Annotated in this window: 21 protein-coding genes; 14 read left to right on the top strand and 7 right to left on the bottom strand. The window is 40.4% G+C overall.

Translation table 11 applies throughout. From position 1 onward, the window contains the following. Positions 1 to 657: 657 nt before the first annotated feature. Positions 658 to 1,641 (bottom strand): GMP reductase, encoded by a 984-nt coding sequence (gene guaC, locus SB775_RS22735; protein ID WP_284469984.1) that lies wholly within the window; start codon positions 1,639 to 1,641, stop codon positions 658 to 660. A 573-nt stretch (positions 1,642 to 2,214) separates the two neighbouring features. Continuing rightward, on the bottom strand, positions 2,215 to 2,715 hold the full coding sequence (locus SB775_RS22730) for a DinB family protein (protein WP_410863462.1): 501 nt from the start codon (positions 2,713 to 2,715) through the stop codon (positions 2,215 to 2,217). 698 nt (positions 2,716 to 3,413) lie between these two features. Between SB775_RS22730 and SB775_RS22725 the strand changes: the two genes are divergently transcribed. From SB775_RS22725 to SB775_RS22715, 3 genes are all read left to right on the top strand, one after another. Beyond that, the gene (locus SB775_RS22725) at positions 3,414 to 4,082 is read left to right on the top strand and encodes a YdeI/OmpD-associated family protein (protein WP_089363583.1); all 669 of its coding nucleotides are present in this window, start codon (positions 3,414 to 3,416) and stop codon (positions 4,080 to 4,082) included. A 120-nt stretch (positions 4,083 to 4,202) separates the two neighbouring features. Then, positions 4,203 to 5,213, top strand: coding sequence for a permease (locus SB775_RS22720; RefSeq protein WP_286140969.1), 1,011 nt, complete (start codon positions 4,203 to 4,205; stop codon positions 5,211 to 5,213). Continuing rightward, entirely contained in the window at positions 5,213 to 5,968 is a 756-nt protein-coding gene (locus SB775_RS22715) for a TIGR03943 family putative permease subunit (protein WP_410863461.1), read from the top strand. Before SB775_RS22720 ends, SB775_RS22715 begins: the two co-directional genes overlap by 1 nt. 232 nt (positions 5,969 to 6,200) lie before the next feature. Here the strand turns inward: SB775_RS22715 and SB775_RS22710 are convergent, their stop codons facing one another. The 3 genes from SB775_RS22710 to SB775_RS22700 all read right to left on the bottom strand — a co-directional run bounded on the left by SB775_RS22710 (position 6,201) and on the right by SB775_RS22700 (position 8,826). Then, positions 6,201 to 6,605, bottom strand: coding sequence for a VOC family protein (locus tag SB775_RS22710; protein WP_089363635.1), 405 nt, complete (start codon positions 6,603 to 6,605; stop codon positions 6,201 to 6,203). A 149-nt stretch (positions 6,606 to 6,754) separates the two neighbouring features. Further along, positions 6,755 to 7,702, bottom strand: a complete 948-nt coding sequence (locus tag SB775_RS22705) for a helix-turn-helix transcriptional regulator (RefSeq protein WP_089363586.1) — start codon at positions 7,700 to 7,702, stop codon at positions 6,755 to 6,757. Positions 7,703 to 8,280: 578 nt separating this feature from the next. After that, positions 8,281 to 8,826, bottom strand: a complete 546-nt coding sequence (locus tag SB775_RS22700) for a TetR/AcrR family transcriptional regulator (protein ID WP_089363587.1) — start codon at positions 8,824 to 8,826, stop codon at positions 8,281 to 8,283. A 233-nt stretch (positions 8,827 to 9,059) separates the two neighbouring features. On the opposite strand from SB775_RS22700, the gene SB775_RS22695 reads away from it, so the two are divergent. The 6 genes from SB775_RS22695 to SB775_RS22670 all read left to right on the top strand — a co-directional run bounded on the left by SB775_RS22695 (position 9,060) and on the right by SB775_RS22670 (position 15,070). After that, the gene (locus SB775_RS22695; protein WP_410863459.1) at positions 9,060 to 10,163 is read left to right on the top strand and encodes an alpha/beta hydrolase; all 1,104 of its coding nucleotides are present in this window, start codon (positions 9,060 to 9,062) and stop codon (positions 10,161 to 10,163) included. Between the two features lie 409 nt (positions 10,164 to 10,572). Then, the gene (locus SB775_RS22690; RefSeq protein ID WP_410863457.1) at positions 10,573 to 11,319 is read left to right on the top strand and encodes an SDR family oxidoreductase; all 747 of its coding nucleotides are present in this window, start codon (positions 10,573 to 10,575) and stop codon (positions 11,317 to 11,319) included. 146 nt (positions 11,320 to 11,465) lie between these two features. Further along, positions 11,466 to 12,023: a cyclophilin-like fold protein gene (locus SB775_RS22685; RefSeq protein WP_217899811.1), complete on the top strand. Its 558-nt coding sequence runs from the start codon at positions 11,466 to 11,468 to the stop codon at positions 12,021 to 12,023. A gap of 136 nt (positions 12,024 to 12,159) precedes the next feature. After that, the gene (locus SB775_RS22680) at positions 12,160 to 13,326 is read left to right on the top strand and encodes an MFS transporter (protein ID WP_410863456.1); all 1,167 of its coding nucleotides are present in this window, start codon (positions 12,160 to 12,162) and stop codon (positions 13,324 to 13,326) included. A gap of 503 nt (positions 13,327 to 13,829) precedes the next feature. Next, positions 13,830 to 14,285 carry an RrF2 family transcriptional regulator gene (locus tag SB775_RS22675; RefSeq protein WP_089363590.1) on the top strand — a complete coding sequence of 152 codons (456 nt, stop codon included), beginning with the start codon at positions 13,830 to 13,832 and terminating at the stop codon, positions 14,283 to 14,285. A gap of 74 nt (positions 14,286 to 14,359) precedes the next feature. Next, positions 14,360 to 15,070, top strand: a complete 711-nt coding sequence (locus SB775_RS22670; protein ID WP_410863454.1) for a DsbA family oxidoreductase — start codon at positions 14,360 to 14,362, stop codon at positions 15,068 to 15,070. Between the two features lie 338 nt (positions 15,071 to 15,408). Here the strand turns inward: SB775_RS22670 and SB775_RS22665 are convergent, their stop codons facing one another. Together SB775_RS22665 and SB775_RS22660 are read right to left on the bottom strand one after the other, a co-directional pair. Next, positions 15,409 to 16,983, bottom strand: a complete 1,575-nt coding sequence (locus SB775_RS22665) for an L-lactate permease (protein WP_410863453.1) — start codon at positions 16,981 to 16,983, stop codon at positions 15,409 to 15,411. A 42-nt stretch (positions 16,984 to 17,025) separates the two neighbouring features. Further along, complete coding sequence (locus tag SB775_RS22660; RefSeq protein WP_410863451.1) at positions 17,026 to 17,958, bottom strand: L-lactate dehydrogenase; 933 nt, start codon at positions 17,956 to 17,958, stop codon at positions 17,026 to 17,028. A 367-nt stretch (positions 17,959 to 18,325) separates the two neighbouring features. Between SB775_RS22660 and SB775_RS22655 the strand changes: the two genes are divergently transcribed. The 5 genes from SB775_RS22655 (at position 18,326) to SB775_RS22635 (ending at position 22,660) form a co-directional block, all read left to right on the top strand. After that, a complete protein-coding gene (locus SB775_RS22655) occupies positions 18,326 to 18,607 on the top strand; it encodes a hypothetical protein (protein WP_410863449.1) in 282 nt (93 codons plus the stop codon). Between the two features lie 342 nt (positions 18,608 to 18,949). After that, positions 18,950 to 19,483 carry a hypothetical protein gene (locus tag SB775_RS22650; protein ID WP_410863448.1) on the top strand — a complete coding sequence of 178 codons (534 nt, stop codon included), beginning with the start codon at positions 18,950 to 18,952 and terminating at the stop codon, positions 19,481 to 19,483. A gap of 180 nt (positions 19,484 to 19,663) precedes the next feature. Further along, a complete protein-coding gene (locus SB775_RS22645) occupies positions 19,664 to 20,479 on the top strand; it encodes a uroporphyrinogen-III synthase (protein ID WP_061464441.1) in 816 nt (271 codons plus the stop codon). A gap of 13 nt (positions 20,480 to 20,492) precedes the next feature. Continuing rightward, complete coding sequence (gene cobA / locus SB775_RS22640) at positions 20,493 to 21,935, top strand: uroporphyrinogen-III C-methyltransferase (protein WP_410863447.1); 1,443 nt, start codon at positions 20,493 to 20,495, stop codon at positions 21,933 to 21,935. A 314-nt stretch (positions 21,936 to 22,249) separates the two neighbouring features. Next, a complete protein-coding gene (locus SB775_RS22635; protein ID WP_410863445.1) occupies positions 22,250 to 22,660 on the top strand; it encodes a DUF4064 domain-containing protein in 411 nt (136 codons plus the stop codon). Positions 22,661 to 22,808: the final 148 nt, after the last annotated feature.

Genomic DNA, 22,808 nt, shown 5'->3' with positions numbered 1-22,808 from the left:
CTAAAAACGTATCTAACTGAAATGACCCATATGAAAAGTTATTTAAGTAACAGAGATGTTTATTAAGTAAAATAGTAATGTGGTTGTCTATGAATAAATTAACGTTCTAATTAGTGCTGCCGCTTCTGGTATCGGTAAAATTGCTCTTTTTCATAGGCTGTTTTCACATACTTTGTTGCTATATACCAGGTAGTGAGTTGTGGTTGATTTCCCCTCCAGATGCTCGTTTTCCTTGGAGCGGCGGTGAGCCTCCTCGGCGTAAACGCCTCACCTGTCCCGCTGCTCCCGCAGGAGTCACGCACTTCCGCTCCAATCAACCTTAAATAGTTTCGTTTTAAAAACAACAATCTTTACGAAAAGAGCCTTTTCATATTAAAACGAGCATATAGCTTAATTATCTGGATTTTTTAGTCTTTGTAAGTATAAAAAATGATACGCAAAAATAAAAAGCCATTTCCATATGCTAGAGGTTACCTGGGCCTTCAGCATATGGAAATGGCTTAACCCTGTTTGTCTGATAATCATTCATAAATGACGTTAGAGATATACAATAGGATTAATGAGTTATCTGTATAAAAAAGGAATTACCTTCCAACGTAAAGATGAGCAAGTACTTAATAAAGTATCTTGCTCACCAGGATGTGGAATATAATAATCTTAATATACCTTGTCACCGTTAAAGATAGAATTCTTAACGACCACATAATCCACATTCCGGATGGCATCCAACTTGGTTCCACCGGCATAAGAAATGGATGACTGAAGATCTTGTTCCATTTCCTTCAACGTATCTTCCAAAGAACCTTTGTGCTCGACAAACATCTTTTTGCCCTCAACGTTTTTCTTTTCACCTTTTTGGAATTCAGAAGCTGAACCAAAGTATTCTTTAAAAGCTTTTCCATCTTTCTCGATCGTTTGACCCGGAGATTCTTCATGTCCAGCAAATAATGAACCGATCATGACCATGGAAGCCCCAAATCTAACTGATTTAGCTATATCACCGTTCGTGCGAATACCGCCGTCAGCTATGATTGGCTTGCTTGCCGCTTTTGCACACCAGCGAAGTGCAGCTAATTGCCAGCCACCCGTTCCAAATCCAGTCTTGATTTTAGTGATGCATACTTTCCCTGGCCCAATGCCTACCTTTGTAGCATCGGCACCGGCATTTTCCAATTCACGTACCGCTTCCGGAGTTCCCACATTCCCTGCAATGACAAAACTTTCAGGTAAATGTTTTTTAATATGCTGTATCATCTTAATCACGGCATTGGAGTGACCGTGAGCAATATCTATCGTAATGAATTCAGGAACAATGTTGTCATCTGATAATTGTTGGATGAATCCGTATTCTTCTTCTTTAACGCCGACACTGATGGACGCGATTAATTCACGTGAGTGCATATCTTTAATGAAAGTAAGACGCTTTTCTGGTTCAAAACGATGCATTACATAGAAGTAACCGTTTTCAGCTAAGTAAATGGCAATCTTCTCATCAATGATCGTTTGCATATTGGCAGGTACTACAGGTAACTTGAATGTATGTATACCCAACGTAACGGATGTATCACACTCAGAACGACTGTTTACTACACATTTTGCAGGAATTAATTGAATATCTTCATAATCAAACACGTTTTCCATGATATGCACCTCTATATACGAATATTTTTGTCTGTTTATATAAAAATTGTTCGCCCTACTAGGTAATGTACATCATTTTTATCAGTAAGTCAAAAATTTTAATGGGTTTATTTTGTGTAACTTCAGAAAAGTTATGAAAAAAAGAAAGGGAGAGGGGTAACTTAAACGTACATCATCGTTTAATTAACAAAGAGAAAACAGATATTTGGCGGTAACAAATTCTCAGTGAAAAATGGTTTATAGTGCGATTAATAATACTGAATACAAAGCGATCTATAAACAAGTGAGGGCAACTATTCGTTTTAGGAACTGCGAGAGAAAGGCAAATCACATTAGCACAAAATGCAGAAAAAAATTACCTTTATTTGAAAACAGTAAAAGCTAGGCACTCCCTGGAATTGAGTGCCTAGCTTTTTTAAAATCCTGGCTGCTCTATGCCATTAATGAAAAAATTATGATGAATCAAAAGCTGTTTTCCTTTTTCTATTTCCTTGTTAATTGAGTCAATCATGAGGAAGGGAAGGTAGCGGCAGAAGAATTAAATCATGTCTATTCCAGCGGCAGAAGGGATCATTATAACGATGCCTTTATTTCTTGTATCTGTTTGATATGCCTTTGTTCATGTAAGGATAATAATTCAATCCATTGATCCAAAGAGAGGTCCCCGAACATGGGATGCTTGGCCTTCTTTCTATTTAAGATGGTATCTGTATCCATATCATAAAGAACCTGTAATAATCGATCCCTTGATTCTCCCAGTAAATCCATGAGGGTCGATAATTGAAATGGGTTTGCAGAGGGTGAAATGTTATCAGGGGATGCAAATTTCCTTGTTCTATCAGTAACAAAGTAAATGTTTTTTTGAATGATATTATTAAAATCCCTTTCTCGAAGGCCATAAGCTATAGCTTCAGTAAACACCTGTTCCGTGAGATATAAATGATGGCAAATTTGGGCGATGTTCCATACCTCAGGCACAGGCCTATGGTTCAGCATATTTTCATCCAAATCCATAATTTCCTCTATTAATTGGTTTCTTGATTCGAATAGCAAATCATACTCGATAAAATTCATGTGAACTCCCCCTTTTGTGGCACCCCCATTTGAAAGCATCACTGATTTTTTGATATTTAAGAAAAATAAAGGGATATCGGACTGCATGACGAATAAGGCGATGGGAAATTATTTTAAAAAACTTTAAACCGATTTGGATAACAAATGGATTCATGATTTCGATTCATTGCTGGAATATGTGTGATTCATGATTGTAGGGGCGCGGCATATGCTTGTAAGGAAGGTCTATTGAGCAAGAGTTAAGAGATACCTCGAAAAGGCATGTTTCATTGGTATGAGCATGATTCCAAAGATTCGCTCTGCTTGTTAGCGGAAGAAACTGAATTTCCAGGGTTTTGAATTTTTCTTGAGCATCGATACCCTATCATGCTATGCACAAAACTTAGATTTATGCCTGCAATTGACGCATTACTTGTTTAACGGAAATCATGGATGTTGCATAAGTTAAAAAAGATCAGGCCAGGAGTTTCTTCTTTTCATAACACTCTACCATATAAGTTTATCATATGTACTTACCGCTAGCATTCAAAGGGAAAAAGAAACTCGAAGAAGATTGATTACTAATAGAATGATTATAATACAAAAGACGGGAGGTTCACTCTTCGTCTTTTTTGCTTTTTTATCGAAAGAAAAGTTGCGGGCCAAATGGGAAACTTTTAAACTGAAAATAGACTATACGAAATGGACGGGTGATGTCGATGGCTAAAACAATAGTCGAAAAACTGAATTTACATAAATATGAACGGGTGGCTGTCTTGGATCTGCCAGCCGGGGCGGATTATTTTGCGGAGCTGCCTGATTACGATACAGAGCTTACTAAGGGTGCATATGATCTTATATTTGCATTTGTATTTGATATGGATTCTTTAAAAGGAATCGTGGGTAAGGTGATCGAGAAAAATTATCTGAGTAAAAACGGTTATATCTTTTTGGCATATCCCAAGAAGGGAAATAAAGAATATGATGCATATATCCATCGTGATGATTTGATGCAAGGCCTTGGGGCGGATGAAAACGGTTATGTCGGATCGAGTGACATGAAGTTTGCACGTATGGTTGGATTGGATGATGTCTTTACGGTAGTCGGACTGAAAGAGGATTCGGCAAATAGAAACCGTCCATCTACCAAGGCAAGCCAATCGGTGGATGATTATATCGAAATGATTTCTGAAATTGAGAATGATTTACAGGATTCCCCTGATTTGCTTGCGTTCTATCAATCACTTACCCCAGGCTATCGTAAAGATTGGGCTCGCTACGTGTATAGTGCAAAACAAGAGGCGACCCAAGTGAAACGGCGCCAGGAAATGAAAACGATTTTAGGAGAAGGGTACAAGAGCAGGGATTTGTATCGAAGAAATAAATGAGGGTGGAGGAATGTCTTCCATTCTCTTTTGTTTTTTTGTCATGTTCACCCTATCAAAAGCATATACTAGACCGATTCGAAACTTAAATCGTAATAATTATGATTTGCGAGGTGGTTGAACATGCTTTTGAAACGTTATACGGGTAATTTGCTGTTATTGATTCTATTGTTTTTGCTGCTGGCATTCTTTTTTCTTGGCGATGTGTTCATTCCAAAAGGGATTGATCTCTCGGGCCACCCGATGCTTCACTCTGTGTTCGTCGTGTTTTTGGGGTTGTTTTTAGAATCGATTCCTTTCCTGTTCCTGGGTGCTATTGCATCTTCGTTCATCCAGTTGTTCATCAGTGAGGAAATCATTCAGCGAATGATACCAAAACGACCAATGACAGCTATTTTTGCTGCGATAGGGGCAGCGCTGATCATACCGGTCTGCGAATGTGCAATCATCCCGGTCGTACGGAGATTGATTCAAAAGGGTGTCCCGGTCCATGCAGGTGTTGTCTTGCTCGTAACTGCCCCAATATTGAATGTCATCGTGTTCGGCTCAACTTATTATGCGTTCCAAAATAACCCGTCCATTCTATATGGAAGAATCATTCTTTGCGTCCTGACAGCCGTAATCGTAGGTTTATTCATTTATATATTCAGCAATAAGGATGTGGTGAAAGAGGAGAAATTTGAAGTGGTTCACGGGCATGAACACGATATTCGATCAACTAAATGGACAAGCTTCATTGATCATACTTCACAGGAATTTTTTATGGTCGGCAGATACTTTATCATCGGGGCTTTGTTTGCCAGTTTATTTCAAGTGCTTATGGATCGGAGCGTAATGGCCGATATTGGTCAGGCGCCGATAATAGGCACGGCATTGATGATGGGGATTGCGTTTGTGCTTTCACTCTGTTCATCTGCTGATGCATTCGTTGCCGCTTCCTTTTCCAATAGTTTTTTACCAGGTTCGATACTGGGTTTCCTTGTATTTGGGCCAATGCTGGATTTGAAAAATATCTTGATCATGATGTCCTGCTTTAAACGGAGCTTTGTCGTAACATATGTCTTGCTTGTTTTCGCAGTCGTCTTCAGCCTATGCCTGATTGCAGGCGGATTGATCAGTAAGGGGGGCTTCTGATGAAACGTTTTTTTATCCAAAGACTTGAGGGATTGCTGCTGCTTGGACTGGGCCTCATGATTTTTAAATTGTATGTTTCGGGACATTTAACGAAATTGATTGCGCCCAAAATGGTTCCATATGCATTGGCGGCGCTTTTTGCTTTTTTAGTGATCAGTCTTCTCCGTATGAAAAAACAAAAACATGGTGTACATCATTGTGATTGTGAATCGGACGGAGAGTCTTCCCCATCCGCGCTGGTCCTGAAATATAGTTTGTTCTTCATTCCGATTCTTCTGGGCTTCATCTTGACCGATTTTACATTAAGCGGGGAAGTGCTGGCGAAAAGAGGGATGGCGAACCAGCAGCCACAGAAGGTAAGCTCGTATGCTAAAGGGAAACATACGAATGGGGAGAAAATTACCGTTACGGATGATAATTACTTTGAGGTACTGGATGATTTACTGAACAACCTCGATACGATCGAGGGGAAAGAAATAGAGCTTACGGGGTTCATATATCGAGAGGATACTTTTACAGAAAAACAAATGGCCATCTCCCGCCTCTCCATGTCCTGTTGTATAGTGGATGCGACGCTATATGGATATATGGTCAATGGGAATGTGGAAGGGATGAAGACGAATGATTGGTACACCATTACGGGTACATTAAAAAAAGGAAGCTATAAAGGGGAAGCCGTACCTGTGATCGATTTAAAAAAGTCGAAGAAAATAAAGGCACCGGAAGAAACTGTATTATCAAGACCTAAATTATAAAAATCCTTAAAAATAAAGAAGAGCACATATTAGTCATGTATAATATGTGCTCTTCTTTTATTCAATTAAAGCGCCCGTTGACTGAAGACTTGATTTGAAGATAATTCTATTATATTTAGAGGAGTACGACAACGATTCCTGTTTTTTTGGCCATTTTAAACCAGCTGGGCCATATGTTTTACGAATCGTTACCAACTCTCCAAATTGTGGCCTCACTCATTTCAACTGTCCATCAAGCCCTACCAGTGAATCGTTTGATCGCTTCCTCGGTCACCGGCGAGAAGAGGTTAACGAGGTTGCCGTCTGGATCACGGAACAGTATAGCACGGTTCCCCCACGGCATCGTGGTCGGTTCCTTTACCCACTCCTCGATAAACGGCTTTAATCGTTCGTATTCGGCATCGACATCGTGGACAAGGAACTCTATGATGATAGAGTGATTGTCGGCCGCCACTGCTGAACCTTCACCGAACAGTGGCACAGTCTGGGAGTGGCCGATCGCCAGGGTGCACGATGCCGCAACGAGTTCGGCAAAGACGGGCGCGGGACGCTCCGCTGATAAACCCATGACTTTCTCATAGAACTTGACTAGACGATCCACGTCGTCTGTAATGATGCGTACAGAAGCAAAATTCACAAGATACCATCCTTCCAATAATAAATGTATACAACAATACCATATACACTTTATTTCGTTATAAACTTTCCAGTAAAAACCAAATTCATTCAAAAACTGAATCATTTTACTGACTCCGATTATAAAACAACGCTACTGACAACATTATGTCAGTAGCGTTTTAACATTTTTTGGGCTTCCTCACGAATCCGATTTCGAAATGATTCAGGCTCTAATACAATCACATCGGCTCCCCAGCCAAGCACCCATCGCAGCAATTCGTCCAGTTGACGAACGCGTAAGACCACATGCAATCCATCTTGATGCTCTTCCATATCCTCTATGTAATGATTGTTTGATTCCTTCACCTTATCTGCGATGTCTTGGTTAAATCGGAGGCGAACTCGCAAATGCCGATCGTCCGGAGGGGTATACTCCCTTAAGTTAAAATGCGCTGGTCGTTCAAATCGTTCTTCCAGAGCAATAAATTCCGTCATTCGAGACAATCGGAAATGGCGAATGTCTTGGCGCAGTTCACAACGGGCCACGAGCATCCATGATCCTTGAACGAGAACTAATCCATAGGGGGAAACGGTACGAACACTATGGCGATTCCCATCGAAATCTGCAAGTTTTTTTACATAATGAAAGCTGATCTTTCGATCGTCTAATATCGCTCGACGAATCTTTTCTAGATATTCTTTTTCTTTTGATGGCGTGACCTGTTTATCGGAAATGAGCAAACGTATAGCCTTGCGTACACGTGATGTTTCATTGCGAACGCTCTCCGGTAGAATGACCTCGATTTTGCCGCGGGCAGCTTGTGCTCTGACACGATAATCATCATCAAATCGTTGTTCAATAAAGTCCGTTCCCATCAACAAGCTTACGGCTTCTTGTACCGTGAAACTGATCGGCGGCAGGAAATAGCCTTCCATCAGAGAATATCCTGTCCCAGGAGCACCTATGATCGGAACGCCTGCTTCACTTAGCGCCTGAATGTCACGGTAGATGGTCCGAACACTCGTTTCAAATCTAGTTGCCAAATCTTCGGCACGTACAACTTCTTTACGTTGTAACTCCAGCACGATGGCTAACAAACGGTCTGTTTTGTTCATTGGTTTCCCACCTTGAGGTGCTGGAATCTTTCAGGAATCTCTACAAAATAAGGGCAAGGCTTCTGTTTGTGTTATTCCGTTAACTGGCCCTTTAATTGAACAAGAAAGGGAAGGTGCCTCAGCTTATATCTTCTTGTAGACTTCTGCATACGCTACCTTTAATTGGTCCCGCAAATTTGATAAATTTCGAGATTGTCCCAAAGGTCCTTATATTCCATATATCCCTATCTACAAAATAGTTAGTGATTTCATCTATGTGGTTGAAGGGGGAAATTTCTATTAAGTTTTCTTGAATCCTTAGAAATATGCTCTCGAAATATGGGGGCCGACCTCGGGAAATGTTTAAAAAGGATACATTATTTGAGCTTTTTAGCGTAAATAAAAAGAATTCATTTTGAAAAAAGCGTAAAAAATGAATTCTTTTTTTAGTAATCTTTAATCAACTACTCAACTAAAACACCGGTAGTTTAAGTGCAATGATTCACAATGTTTATTTTAATAAGTAAGAAGAGACCACTATCCTAGTAAAAGTCACTTTTTCTTCTACACTTATTTAAGAAGGTTTTTCATAATAGTAATTATACTATCCTCTCTAACAAATCCCCCACTTTTTCTGCCATGACACGAGGTGGATAAGGCATTCCATTCTTTAACCACCATTCCACTACCCCTACGTAAGCATTTGCAATAAAATGAACAATTACATCTTCATTTTGACTGTGATTTTTTCCTTTTGTTATGTCCACATCTTTCTTAAACTCCTCGATATTAAACTTAAGGAACTGACTGCGAAAATTTGGAGCTCCTTCACTCGCTAACATCGTCGAAAAGAATAAATAATTACTCTTAAAGTATTCCATACAGTGTACAGTCGATTCTATATAATCCATTTCAGTTGCCGACTCACAAAAATTACTCATGTTGTTTATATGTTCTTCCATGACTTTATCTAATAGATCAAATTTATCTAAGTAATGGAGATAGATGGTTCCTCGATTAACATTTGCTCTGTCTGCAATATCCTGAATGGTAATGTCATCAAAACTTTTTTCAGACATCAGTTCGATTAGAGCCTTTTTAATGGCTTCTTGGCTTTTGGTTATTCTTCTATCTATTTTCGCCATTGTTTGGTCACCAGACTTTCCTAAAAATAATCAACAATTTTTATTGATTTGTTGAGTAATCAACGAATTGCGTTCATTTAACCATTGAGAGCATCGTGTTTCTATTTATAATTATAAACAGATGTTGATTAATCAATCAATGATGTTTTCTTTTCTGAACGAAGTCAATGTCATCATTATAGTTACAAAAGAATGATTTACAAAAACAAAAAAAGAAAGGGTGTTATTTTAAAATGAAAAAAAAATCTATTATCACGCGTGTACTCACAGTGATAGCACTGGGCCTGCTTTTATCCGCGGCCACCTTTGCATTCAAGACCGGCGTTGACGCTGCATCCAAGACCGACGTTGCATACAAGCCAGACATGTCCAATGGAGCAGACAACTTTTACAAGAGCGACAAGGTAAACATGAAGCAGGTTTCGTTTAAAAATCAATACAACATGAAAGTTGCAGGGAATCTTTTTATTCCCAAAGGTTTGAAGAAGAACACCAAAAATCCGGCGATCATTGTCGGGCATCCTATGGGCGCAGTAAAAGAACAAAGTGCGAATCTGTATGCACAAAAAATGGCTGAACGGGGATTCGTTACTTTGTCCTTGGATTTGTCTTTCTGGGGAAAGAGTGAGGGTCAGCCTCGCAATGCTGTTTCGCCGGATATCTATGCCGAGGATTTCAGTGCTGCGGTGGATTTCCTGGGCACCCGGCCGTTTGTTGACAGGGATCGGATTGGTGTTCTTGGGATTTGTGGCAGCGGGAGCTTTGCCATCAGCGCAGCCAAGATCGACCCGCGCATGAAAGCCATTGCGACAGTCAGTATGTACGACATGGGTAATGCTAATCGTAATGGGCTTAAACATTCCCTGACACTTGAGCAAAGAAAGAAGATCATTGCAGAGGCAGCCGAGCAACGCTATGTGGAGTTCACGGGCGGTGAAATCAAATACACCGGCGGAACAGTGCATGAGCTAAATGAAAACTCGACCGCCATTGAGCGTGAGTTTTATGACTTCTACCGCACTCCAAGGGGCGAATTCACTCCAAAAGGTTCGTCACCTGAACTCACGACACACCCGACGCTTACCAGTAACGTCAAGTTCATGAATTTCTACCCGTTCGAAGATATAGAGACGATTTCTCCTCGTCCCATGCTTTTCATCGCGGGTGAAAACGCTCATTCCAGAGAGTTCAGCGAAGACGCCTACAAGCTAGCGGGCGAACCGAAGGAACTCTACATTGTTCCGGGCGCAGGTCATGTGGATCTGTACGACCGGGTGAATTTAATCCCCTTTGACAAGCTTGAATCGTTCTTCAAAGAAAATCTGAAGAAAAAATAAGGCTTGTGTGGAAAGACGTAGAGAGCTTTGCGTGTCAATGGTACATTGAGTGAATCCCGCATCTCTTGTCGGGATTCACACTTTTTTGTCTGAATAGAATTCCATTCGCCATGTAAATTTGAAGGGTTTTGTTAAGGATTACCATATGTCGTTTATTATACTTGGCGGATATGACGAAGAGAAGATGAATTTACAAGACAATACTTCCCTAAAGATAATCATCATTTTTATATGGTTTGTTCAATAATCAACAAATCGCGTTCATTTAACCATTGTGAGTGAATCCTGTTTCTATTTATAATGATAAACGGATGTTGATTAATCAACAAATGGTGATTTTCTTTGTTAAGCGAAGTAAATATCCACTATTATAGTTTTTCAATACACATAAGAAAGGGAGTTATTAATTATGTCTAATATTCAAGATAAAGTTGTTATTATTATGGGGGCATCCAGTGGGATTGGTGAAGCAACGACCAAGAAACTTGCACAAGAAGGAGCGAAATTAGTGATTGCGGCTCGTCGTGAAGATCGCTTGAAAGCTCTTGTTGAATCATTACCAAATGCTGAAATTTCTTATGCTGTTGCAGATGTATCAAAAAAAGAGGAAGTTCAAGCAGTTATAGATTTGGCGGTCAAAAAATATGGCCGTGTAGATGTGCTCTACAACAATGCTGGAGTCATGCCAACTGCGCCACTTTCGGAAACACGCTTTGATGAATGGCGTCAAATGTTAGACATTAACATTATGGGTGTTTTAAATGGAATGGCTGCTGTATTACCCATTATGAAAAAGCAACAGTCCGGTCATATTATTTCAACTGATTCCGTAGCTGGTCATGTTGTTTACCCGGGATCTGCCGTATACTGCGGTACAAAGTTTGCAGTTAGAGCGATTATGGAGGGACTGCGCCAGGAAGAAAGAGAAAATAATATTCGGTCAACTATTGTTTCACCAGGTGCTGTAAGTACTGAACTTTATACAACAATTAATACTCCTGAAGATCAAGAATGGGTAAAGAATCTTATGGATTCAGGAGAAGGTTTTTCTTTGAAATCAAGCGATATCGCAGATGCAGTGGCTTATGCGATTAGCACACCTGAAACGGTTGCGGTAAGCGAAATCTTGATTCGCCCAACGAAACAAGTTATCTAATGGAAGTTACCATTAACGAAATGATTAAAAAACTGCCTCTTAGCTTGTTGGGGGCAATTTTTTACTAATAACAGTCTTTAGGATAATCCCTGTTCATTTATGTTAGTTTCCAAGCAATTATGAATAAAAATCAGGAGGGCATATTGATGGGAAAAGGGTATAAATGGACTCTTTTATCTATATTGGCTACTTCAACGTTTCTAACAGCTTGTGGCAGTAGTAATAATGAAAAAAACATCAAGGGCAATGATAATGTAAATACTAATTCAAGTACTAATAATGTAGTTAAAACTGATAAAACGGACAATCAGAATAGTGAAGATAATGAGGGTCTTAATAATATGCAAGACGTTAGAGTGAAATTGACATGTAATAACGAAAAAGTAATTGTGAAATTGTACGATAATCCAACAAGTAGAGATTTTTTTGACCAACTGCCATTAACAGTTACTTTTAAAGATTATGCGAATATCGAAAAAATTAGTGTCCTAGACCAAAGATTAACTACTAAAGACGCACCATCTGGCAGTGACCCTTCAGTTGGAGACTTTGCTTATTTTTCCCCTTGGGGAAATATTACTTTATTTTATGGGGATCATGGGCTTTCAAATGGATTGATCAAATTAGGTAAGATCGAATCTGGAGTAGAAAAACTTAAAAGCATACATGACGATTTTAAAGTTACAATCGAAAAACTTGATTAAAAAGAGGATGATCGGAAGAGGGGATATGGTGAATTAAGATCTCAGTAGTTTGTTTTGATACAATGCCTGAACCTGGATAAGAAGGTGGAGAAACGTTTCTGCCTAATTGTAAATAATTGAAGATAGGAGTTGCTTTTTGCTTAAACGAAATAATTTACTTATATATATATTGATGATAGGCGCTTTCGGCATCATAAATACTGAAATGGGGGTTATAGGGATATTACCCTACATTGCTGATCACTTTCATATCAGTGTATCTAAGGCCGGGTGGCTGGTGAGTCTCTTCGCACTTACTGTTTCAATGTCTGGTCCAACTATGCCGTTATTATTTTCGGGGATAAATCGCAAGAAGGCAATGTTACTTGTACTTGGAATTTTCATTCTAGGTAACATTGTCTCTATATTTACATCTAACTTTGCCATTGCAATAATTGCGCGTGTGATACCAGCCATTTTTCATCCAATCTATTTTTCAGCAGCTTTTACATTGGCTACTAACTCAGTTCGTAAAGAAGAAGCTCCAAAAGCTGTTTCAAAAGTTTTTATTGGAGTATCTGCGGGAATGGTACTTGGTGTACCTATCGCAAGTTTTCTTGCCAGCACAGTTTCATTTCAAATATCAATGGCATTTTTTGCCATAGTTAACGTTATAGTATTTGTGGCTACATTAGCATTTTTCCCTTCTATGCCTGTTAAAGAAAGACTTTCTTACGGAGCTCAATTATCGGTATTAAAAAAACCAATTACTTGGCTTTCCATTGTTGCTGTCATTTTACTAAATTCAGCCGTATTTGGGGTGTATAGTTATCTTGCTGAGTATCTTAAAACCGTTACGAATACCTCCGGGAAATCGATTAGTTTAATGTTAGTCATATTCGGAGGGGCAAATATTATTGGAAACATTGTGGCAGGGAAGTTACTTACTAAAGATGCCATCAAATCTGTAGTATCTTTTCCTTTTGCATTGGGAGCCGTTTATATCATATTATTCTTTTTAGGACAGTTTACTTTTCCTATGGCTATCATTACTTTAATTTGGGGAATATTGGCTGGTATAGGAACTAATATTAATCAATATTGGATTACGTCTGCAGCTCCAGAAGCTCCTGATTTCGCTAATGGATTATTTTTATCATCCGTTAACTTAGGAACAACAATTGGTACAGCTGCAGGTGGATTATTTATTTCAGAATTAGGTACACAATACGTCGTATTAGTGGGATTATTATCGTTAATATTAGGGTTGGTATTTATTTTACTAAGAAACTATATGTATAGTCCTACAAACCAAATTTCTTGATAAGGAATTAATTAAACATCCTTTATAAAAAGGCTAGGTATGTCTGAATTGCCCCCTTTGTAAAGGACATTAAAAAAAAGTTGAAGGAGATGCTGTCTTTATTTTGCAGGCGGCATCTTTTTTAGATTCCGAATAAATCCGTCTTTCATAAAATGCGAATGATTGGTTTTAATTTATGTAGCGAATTTAAGACAATATCTAAGGTGATCTTATCCGATATTTCATAGGCTGACGGCATCCCGCCCGTTGTGCCGATCCAGCTGATATCCATTATGAATAAAGCGGGTGCCAACAGCAGGGCGCTAAAACTAAAGATGACAGTATTGCGCCAAGTATGACGAGTAAATAGGGGGATTTTTCCTTCAGGGAAGATCTCCTGTGATACAGATTTACCATTTAGCCTATATGTTTGTGAATCGATTAAGTCCAAGGGTCCATTTGTTCGGGAGAACGTAACATAGTATAATGGGCTTACTATGGATAGGGGTGTAAGGGGGATAAGCATGTCATCAGGTAATCGAAATAATCAAATTGGACCGCCGCGGTTTGCTATTGCCATTCACTCTCTGGTTTGGCTCGCACAAAGCGAAAAGCTCCTTACAAGTTCCGTAATCGCCTTAAAGGTTAAATCACATGCCACTTTTTTACGAAGGGTGATGGCTCAGCTTGCAGCGGCGGGGATCGTCGAAACAAAGGAAGGACGGGAAGGCGGATATAGCTTGAAGGTGGCTGCCTCTCAGCTTACTTTGGCCGATGTGTATCAAGCGGTACGGCCGGAATGTCTAGTTTGTATGGAAACGAGCGAATGCGGTGAAGTAGGGAAGCAGCTGGATACGGCTTTGGAGGAAATCATGAATGAGGCCGAAAAGGAAACATTGCGCTTATTAAAGGGCTATACATTAGAAGAATTCATGAAAAAAGTCGATTTGGCCAATTTTGAAAATGAGTGTCTAGGGTAATATCCTTGCAAGAGGATACCCAAGATTATATAATGTGCTTAATGCGATTGCATTTAAAATGAGGGGGTATTTACATGAAGGTGGAAATTTGGTCGGATTATCAATGTCCGTTTTGTTATATAGGGAAGCGTCGATTCGAAGAGGCTTTGAAACAATTTGAAAATAAAGCTCAGGTAGAGGTTTCATTTCGCAGTTTTGAGTTGAACCCAGAGGCTGAGCGGGATATCAATATGTCTCAAAATGAAATGCTGGCCAAGAAATACGGCATGTCTCACGCGGATGTGGAAGCGAACAATCAAAACCTGACACAGCAGGCAAAAGAATTGGGTCTCGAATATCATTTGGACAAAGTGGTTTTAACGAATTCTTTCGATGCTCACCGCTTGATGCATTTTGCTGAATCAAAAGGTAAAGAGAATGAAATGAACGATCTCCTGTTCAAAGCATACTTTACTGAAGGCAAGCATATTGGCGATCATGCTATATTGGTTAATTTAGCTGAAGAGGCTGGCCTTGATAAGTCTGAGGCAGAAGCCATGCTGGCAGGAACGGCATTCACGGCGGAAGTAAGGGGCGATGAGCAGGAAGGAAGCCAGCTTGGAATTACAGGCGTTCCATTCTTTGTCATTAACCGCAAGTATGGCATCTCCGGCGCACAGCCAACGGAAGCGTTCCTGGATACGCTGAAAAAAATATGGGCTGAGGAAAATCCGCTGCAAATGGTGAATGATCCAGCAACAGGCGATGCTTGTACGGACGGTTCTTGTAACGTGCCGGAAAAATAAACCGGCTAGGAAGGACAAGGGCTTTTGCTTTAAATGTAAGGCTCTTTTCGTAAAGATTGTTGTTTTTAAAACGAAACTATTTAAGGTCGATTGGAGCGGAAGTGCGAGACTCATGCGGGAGCAGCGGGACAGGTGAGACCCCACAGGCGTTTACGCAGAGGAGGCTCACCGCCCGCACCAAGGAAAGCGAGCATCTGGAGGGGAAATCAACCACAACTCACTACCCGGTAAATAGCAACAAAGTATGTGAAAACAGCCAAATGTAAAAAAGGCTGCATTCAAGATGAACTGATCATCTTGGATGCAGTCTTTTTCGAAGCCGTGAGTTTTACTTGGATTCACATAAAGAATAGCGATAAAATAAATGTCCAAATGCACACGAAGGCTAATAACCCAAAGCTGTATTTCAATGTCATTTTCGTTAAAGCGGATTCTTTTCCGGTTTCGCCAACTGCAGCCGTCGCGATTACAATCGATTGTGGAGAAACGGGCTTTGCCATGACGCCCCCGGCAGTGTTTGCGGAAACCAATAATGATGAGTTTGTCCCTATGATGTTGCCTGCCGTAGCCTGTATTGGAGCAAATAACGTATTGTTATTCACTACAGATCCAGTCATGAACACGCCGATCCACCCTAATAGCGGTGATAATAGCGGGAAGATTTGTCCTGTTGTCGCAACCGCTTCCCCCAAAACATTTGTTAATCCACCATATGACATCAATTTGGCTATGCTGATGATCGCACATATCATGATGATTGGAATCCGAAACTCTAAAACCGTTTTTTTCAGGAGGGAAAGACCTTCACTGACATTAATGGCTTTCGTCGTAGCGATGGTCGTCAGCGCAGCCAATAAGATCGCTGTTCCCGTTGCACCGATTAAATCAATGCCGATCGTAATCGAAGATCCCGGAAATATGAATTTCAGGACAGCCGATTCAAGGATACCTCCTTGAGAGAACAGTCCTTTAAAGGCAGGAAAGCTCCAAATCAAAACAAATAGCGTCAATAGATAAAATGGAGACCATGCCTTTACGATATCACCCATTGAATGTTTTTCGAATTCAAATTCCTTGCCGTTGAGTAAAAATAAATGTTTAGGCTGCCACTTATTAAGAAATAACGCCAGCACCCCCATGGTTAAGAGAGATGGAATAATGTCAGCTAACTCTGGGCCTACAAAAACGGTCATGATCGCCTGGGACACTGTATAAGTAGTCGATGTCACTAATATGGCCGGCAATACTTCTCTGATCCCCTTAAAGCCATCCATCAGCCATATTAATAAAAACGGAATAGTAAAGTTAATGAGCGGCAGTGTTAAGGCTGTCATCATGGACACATTCATCGATGTTACATTTTCCAAGCCGAATGTCCCAATGATACCAACCGGTATACCGATTGCCCCGAATGCTCCCGAAGCACCATTTGCTATTAGACAGAGCATCGCTGCCTGTAAAGGCTTGAATCCCAATGAAACCAATAGGACGGCGCAGATTGCGATCGGTACACCAAAACCTGCTGCTCCTTCAAGAAAGGCGTTAAAGCAAAAACCAATAAGTAAGAGCTGAAGGCGTTGGTCTTGTGAAATCCCTGCTATGCTACCGCGTAACACCTCGAACTTTCCGGATTTAACAGAGATTTTATATAACCAGACCGCCATCACGATGATATAGCCAATCGGCCATATCCCTTGGAACGTACCTTGAACCACACTTCCGATTGCTTCTCCCAAAGGTAGATTAAAGAGGAAAAGGACGATAAGAAAGGTAACAAATAAGTTTAGAAGGGCTGCGTGGATTCCTTTCATCTTAAAAATCGTCAAGCATAATAGAAATAAAAGGATCGGTATAGCTGCAACTAATGCTGAAATGGCAAGATTATTAAATGGGTTGTATGTTTGTACTAACATAATGACAGCTCCCTGCATAAGAAATTCTGGTTAGTGTATGAACTACTCCCAAAATTGGGCTTGAATATCTTGAAGCGTATGAACAGAGCGGGCAAACTGTTCTTTTTCGCTCTCGTTTAGGGTAAGCTCGACAATGTTTTTTGCGCCTGTGCGATTAATGACTGTAGGGGTACCAATATAAACATTACTATGGCCATATTCGCCTTCCAACAATGAGCCAACTGGTAAGACGACATTTTCGTTCTTTAAGATCGCTTTTGTGATTCTCGCCAATCCCATGGAGATTCCATAATACGTAGCACCCTTCGACTCAATGATCTGGTATGCAGCATCACGGACTTGAACGGCAATCTCTTTTTTTCTTGCTTCATTTAATTTTGGAGCTATCTGCAATCCGGAAAAATTGGCAGAGCTCCAAACCGGAAGTTGTGAATCACCATGTTCACCAATGATATAGGCATGGATACTTGTAGGTGCGGTATTAAATTCTTGCCCTAATAAAGAGCGGAATCTTGCAGAATCCAATATAGTCCCTGAACCAATCACTTTTTCTTTCGGTAAACCGGAAAATTTCCATGTCGCATATGCCAAAATGTCTACTGGATTCGTTGCGATCAAGAAAATGCCATTAAATCCAGCTTTCATGATGCTGCCTACGATCGATTCAAAAATGTTCATGTTTTTCCTTACAAGATCTAGCCTGGTTTCTCCAGGTTTTTGAGCGGCTCCAGCACATATGACTACGATTGCAGCATCCCTACAGTCCTCGTATGATCCGGATTTTATATTCGTGGCACTAGGCGCATACACAAGACCATGATCTAGGTCCATAACATCGCCTTTCGCTTTTTCTTGATTCAAATCGACAAGAACCAACTCATCACATATTCCTTGATTCATCAAAGCATAGGCATAACTAGATCCAACTGCACCAGTACCAACTAAAACGACTTTATTTCCCAGTGTAGAATTCATAATGAATACCTCCAATTTTTTCGAAAGTAAAAAACTTCCTTAAAAGGATATCTCCATCCCTTTAATATGTGAAATATTTCACAATAGGCTGTAAAAAAATTTTCAGTCTGCATGTTTTTATGTTTGCAGAGCTGTAATAAACAATTACTTTGTGAATTATTTCACAATGTTATTGTACTACATAGCACTATAACATTGCAACAAACAAAAGTATTAATTAGGTTTTTTTACATGATAGTAGCACCGTTTGCAGTAGTTGTCGGATCGGATCTGAGCAAAGTGAAGGCAGTTTAAAAAGGAGATGATACATGAAGCAAAGAATATAGTGTAAAGAAGGGATTTTCCGAAATAAAAAGGAGCTAAAAAGGTGTATATCATAATTGGGATACTAGTCGTCGTGCTTGCATGTGTATTAACTGACAAAATAATTTTCTATAAATACTGGACTTGTATCTATACGGCATTTGGAAATGATAATTATTTTAAGGTGTTAGCGAAATTGGAAAACGAGGGTATACAATTCAAAACGAAAACGCCTATGAATTTAGGTTCCCAGGATTTTCAAAATCGCCATAAAACTACTCAATATGATGTTTTTGTGAAAAAAGAACATGAGCAAATTGCCCAAAGGGTCGTGCACAAGAATTGATAAATGGAAACTGGCTGTCCTGGTGGCAGTCTTTTTTTTACTTGGAATGAAAGTTAAAAGGAGAGAATTTAAATTTAAGGCTCTTTTCGTTGTTTTTAAAACGAAACTTTTAAGGTTGATTGGAGCGGAAGTGCGAGACTCCTGCGGGAGCAGCGGGACAGGTGAGACCCCACAGGCGTTTACGCCGAGGAGGCTCACCGCCCGCACCAAGGAAAGCGAGCATCTGGAGGGGAAATCAACCACAACTCACTACCTGGTAAATAGCAACAAAGTATGTGAAAACAGCCAAATTTAATGAAGAATTTGGGCTTATAAATAATTTCGGAGAAAGGGAATTGAAAGATGAAAAAACAATTGCTTAAAATTTCTGAAAGAGAAGAGTTTGTCGAATTATACTCGGATACAAATGATTTAAGGAAATTTCGTGTGGCTAAGATACTAAAAGTGTCAGATACGTTTGTAGTGGCAGCTAATATTACTTCAACCGGGCTGTATGATGGATACAGTTTACTTTATCTTGAAAGCATTCACCAAATCAATGTCAATACGAAATACATTAAGAAAATCAAGAGATTATATATGGCAAAAAAACAAAATCATATTGAATTCGTTGATGGAAATGAAGATTTACTTTTGAGTTTTCTGGATTTTGCACATGAAAATAACTTCATGGTTTCAGTTGAACTTTTTAATGCGGGATATGGTGATGTGCAGGGTTTTATTAAAAACCTGGAAGATGATATATTTGTAATTTCAATGGTGAACGAAGTGGGGGAGCTTGATGGTGAAGCATTCATTAAGTCGGATGCCATACATACCATTACGTGTGATGGTGAAAATGAATTCAATTTAATGCATTTATACTTCAGGAAATGAAAGTTCAAGGGTAATGCTGCTTTCTGCAAAGTGCTGCTAAACTATAATTTAATAAAGGATAAAAGAAAGAAAAAGGCGCAGATACTTTTGTTTTTTATAGTTTCAAAGACTGAAAATTTGTATAATAGTTGAGATGGATTAGAGGTTTCAAAAATGAATGTACATATAGGAGGGGCATGGATGAGTAAGCTTAATGGCAGGACCATTGCTTTATTGGGAGCGAGGAAGACGGAAGAACTTAGTAAAATCGTTGATAATCTTGGGGGAGTCCCGCTCGTTCGTCCAGCACAGGGGACGGTATTCCTTGATGATTCCCATTTGGAAGAGGATGTCACCCGTTTGATGGCAGGAGAGTTCGATTGGATCATCCTGACGACGGGAGTGGGGACGGAACTATTATATAAAACGGCATTGAAGATGGAAGCGGGAGATCGTTTCATAGAAGCTTTGCAGTCCATGAAAATTGCGGCTAGGGGCTATAAAACAGTGAATATGCTGAAAAAACTCGGCTTGCAGCCATTAATCCGTGATGATGATGGCAGTACGGCAGGGCTCGTTCGAAATCTGGAAGGCCATCTGTCCGGAGATGTAATGGTCGCTTTGCAGCTTCACGGCGATCCAGCGCCTCTTTTGATGAATTGGCTGGATGAGCAAAAAGTGGAACATAAAGAAATCCTTCCATACGAACATATACCGCCCGAAAAAGAAACGATGCGTCAGCTGATCGAAGAAATTCTTGGAGGGAAGGTAGATTCTGTCGTGTTCACGAGCGCACCTCAGCCTCGTAATTTGATGAAATTTGCCCGTGAACAAGGTGTGGAAGATAAAATAATCGACTGGTTTAAATCCGATGTGATTGCTCTTGCTGTCGGAAAAGTAACGGCACAAGTGGTAATAGATGAAGGAATCAAGCGGGTCATATATCCAGAAGATCAACGGATGGGCAGTGCAATGGTGGAGCTGGTGAAATATTATCAGGGCATTGCAAGCAGATAAGGGTGAGTGCGGCATGAACAAGGGCAAAGTCTATTTTGTGGGGGCAGGTCCGGGTGATGTGGGCCTGATTACCGTAAAAGGACAAAAGGCGATCGAAAAAGCGGATGTCATTTTATATGACAGATTGCTAAATCCCAAACTATTGGAGGCTGCCACTCTTGATTGTGAGTTGATATATTGTGGTAAGACACCTTATACGAATGGTATCAGCCAAGGGGAGATAAATGAGCTGCTTGTGTCCAAAGCAATGGCAGGGCATCGGGTCGTCCGTTTGAAGGGCGGTGATCCTGCCGTCTTTGGAAGAGTCGGGGAGGAAGCGGGATCGTTGAAAGAACAGGGGATCCCATTCGAAGTCATTCCGGGGGTTACGTCTGGCATTGCCGCATCCATGTACGCAGGAGTTCCCGTCACGCATCGGGATTATGGACGTTCCTTTGCGATGGTTACGGCCCATGACCAAACGAAGAAGGATATAGATTGGAATGGGCTTGTGAATAGTATGGATACGGTTGCCTTTTATATGGGTGTGGCCAACCTTCCTTATATCCGCGAAAATTTGATCAATCATGGAAAGCCAGGGAATACGCCGGCACTCGTCATTCAATGGGGCACTTATGGAAGACAGGAAACGGTAGAGGGGACCTTGGACGATATCGTCGAAAGGGTATGTGAAAGGTCGCTTGGCAATCCGGCGGTCACCTTGATAGGAGATATCATTTCACTAAGGGGCAAACTGCAATGGTTCGAAAACAAGCCTCTTTATGGACAACGATTTTTAGTGGCCCGGACCGGGACGGCAAAGAGTTCATTGGCAGAAGCCCTGCATGAACTTGGCGGTGATATCATTGAGTTTCCTAAATGGAATGCGGCAAAAGTGAAAATTGAAGAAAGTCAGCTGCTCTCATTTCTTTTGTATGATCGAATTCTCTTCACTTCACCCGAAAGTGTCCATGGGTTCTTAGATTTACTAGCTGAATATGCCATTGATTACCGCCGGATTTCTTCGGAACTTTATGTATTATCGAGGAAATCGAAGAAGGTTTTACAACAACGCGGACTGATGGCCAAGCTCAAATCCGAGATGGTGGAAACTGGGACACTGTTGGTTATTGGGGATAGGGAACAGGAACAAAATTCGGAATATGGGGCAGAAGCTTATTTTCAATCCATCGATAAATTTGTTGATGAAAGATTCCTTGAAATCCTTCCGGGAATGCTGGACGGGAAAGAAGTCGATACGGTACTTTTTTCGAATCAGCATTCAGTGGATATTCTGATGGAATACGGGAACAAGGCAGACGTGGATATGGAAGCGCTGCTAAATCAAGCCTCCATCGGGGTAATCGGGAAAAGCACCGGCAAAAGACTTGAAGACTATGGATTTGCACAAGATATGATGCCCAAAGAGCCGTCTGTCGAAGAATTGGTGGCGTTGATCGTGAATAGGAATGTTTAATAGACTCTGAAAAAAAAGCAGAGTCTTTTTCCTTTTTTTACCCAAAAAACTGGTGTTAATGATATGCTTTTCCTTTGGGTATTATTCGTAAATAGGGCGTTGGTTAGCTGCAATCATCATATTAATATTTAATTTTGCCATACTGCCTGTTCTTTTTTCAAAAGAGCTAAGCACTGGCACTTTTACTATGCATCAGGAAAAGGGTGATACCCAATGGGCGCTCACGAGATTTCGTGGAGGAAGGAATAAAAGTCTTTTATTTCTTCCCAAATTGGGTATCATATATAAGTGACTTTTCTAGGGAGGCGAAGCAAATGAAACGCACATGGGAATTCGTATTAAGTATCATAGGCGTGAGTATCGCTGCGATTTCTTTAATCGTGACGATTATAGCGGCAGTTTATCTCAACAGTATCGATGTTACGGAAATGATGGACTACTCATTAATGACAGATTCCGAGTTTTCTACATCTGAGGTGGATATGTCAATCAAGTTGTTCATGGGCTTATTATGGGCGGGGGTCATTTCGCTGTGTATTGCATTGGCAGGCGGCTTGATCGCAATCTTTCTATTAAAAGGCGGCAAAGCGAAGGGAGCCGGAATCTTAATGGTCATTACGGGCATTCTGACGGTCTTTCATGTATGGCCGCTTATCTTCTTCATCGTGCCGGGAATCATGTGCCTTGTAAGGAAACCAAGGGAAACGGTGGAAGTGATCGGATGATCCAACACTATACATAGTTTTGTAATTTGAAACAAAGGAGCTGACCCGAAGATGCGGGTCAGCTCCTTTTATTCGTGCGCCCGGCATGGGTGCAATCTATAGGGTGGAAGTCCCGAATCATGAAGGCAGTAGTAGTGGTTAGCTTAAT

Source organism: Peribacillus sp. SIMBA_075, assembly GCF_046534585.1.
Note: the sequence above shows the minus strand (reverse complement) of the source record. Positions and strands in the feature narration are given on the sequence as shown.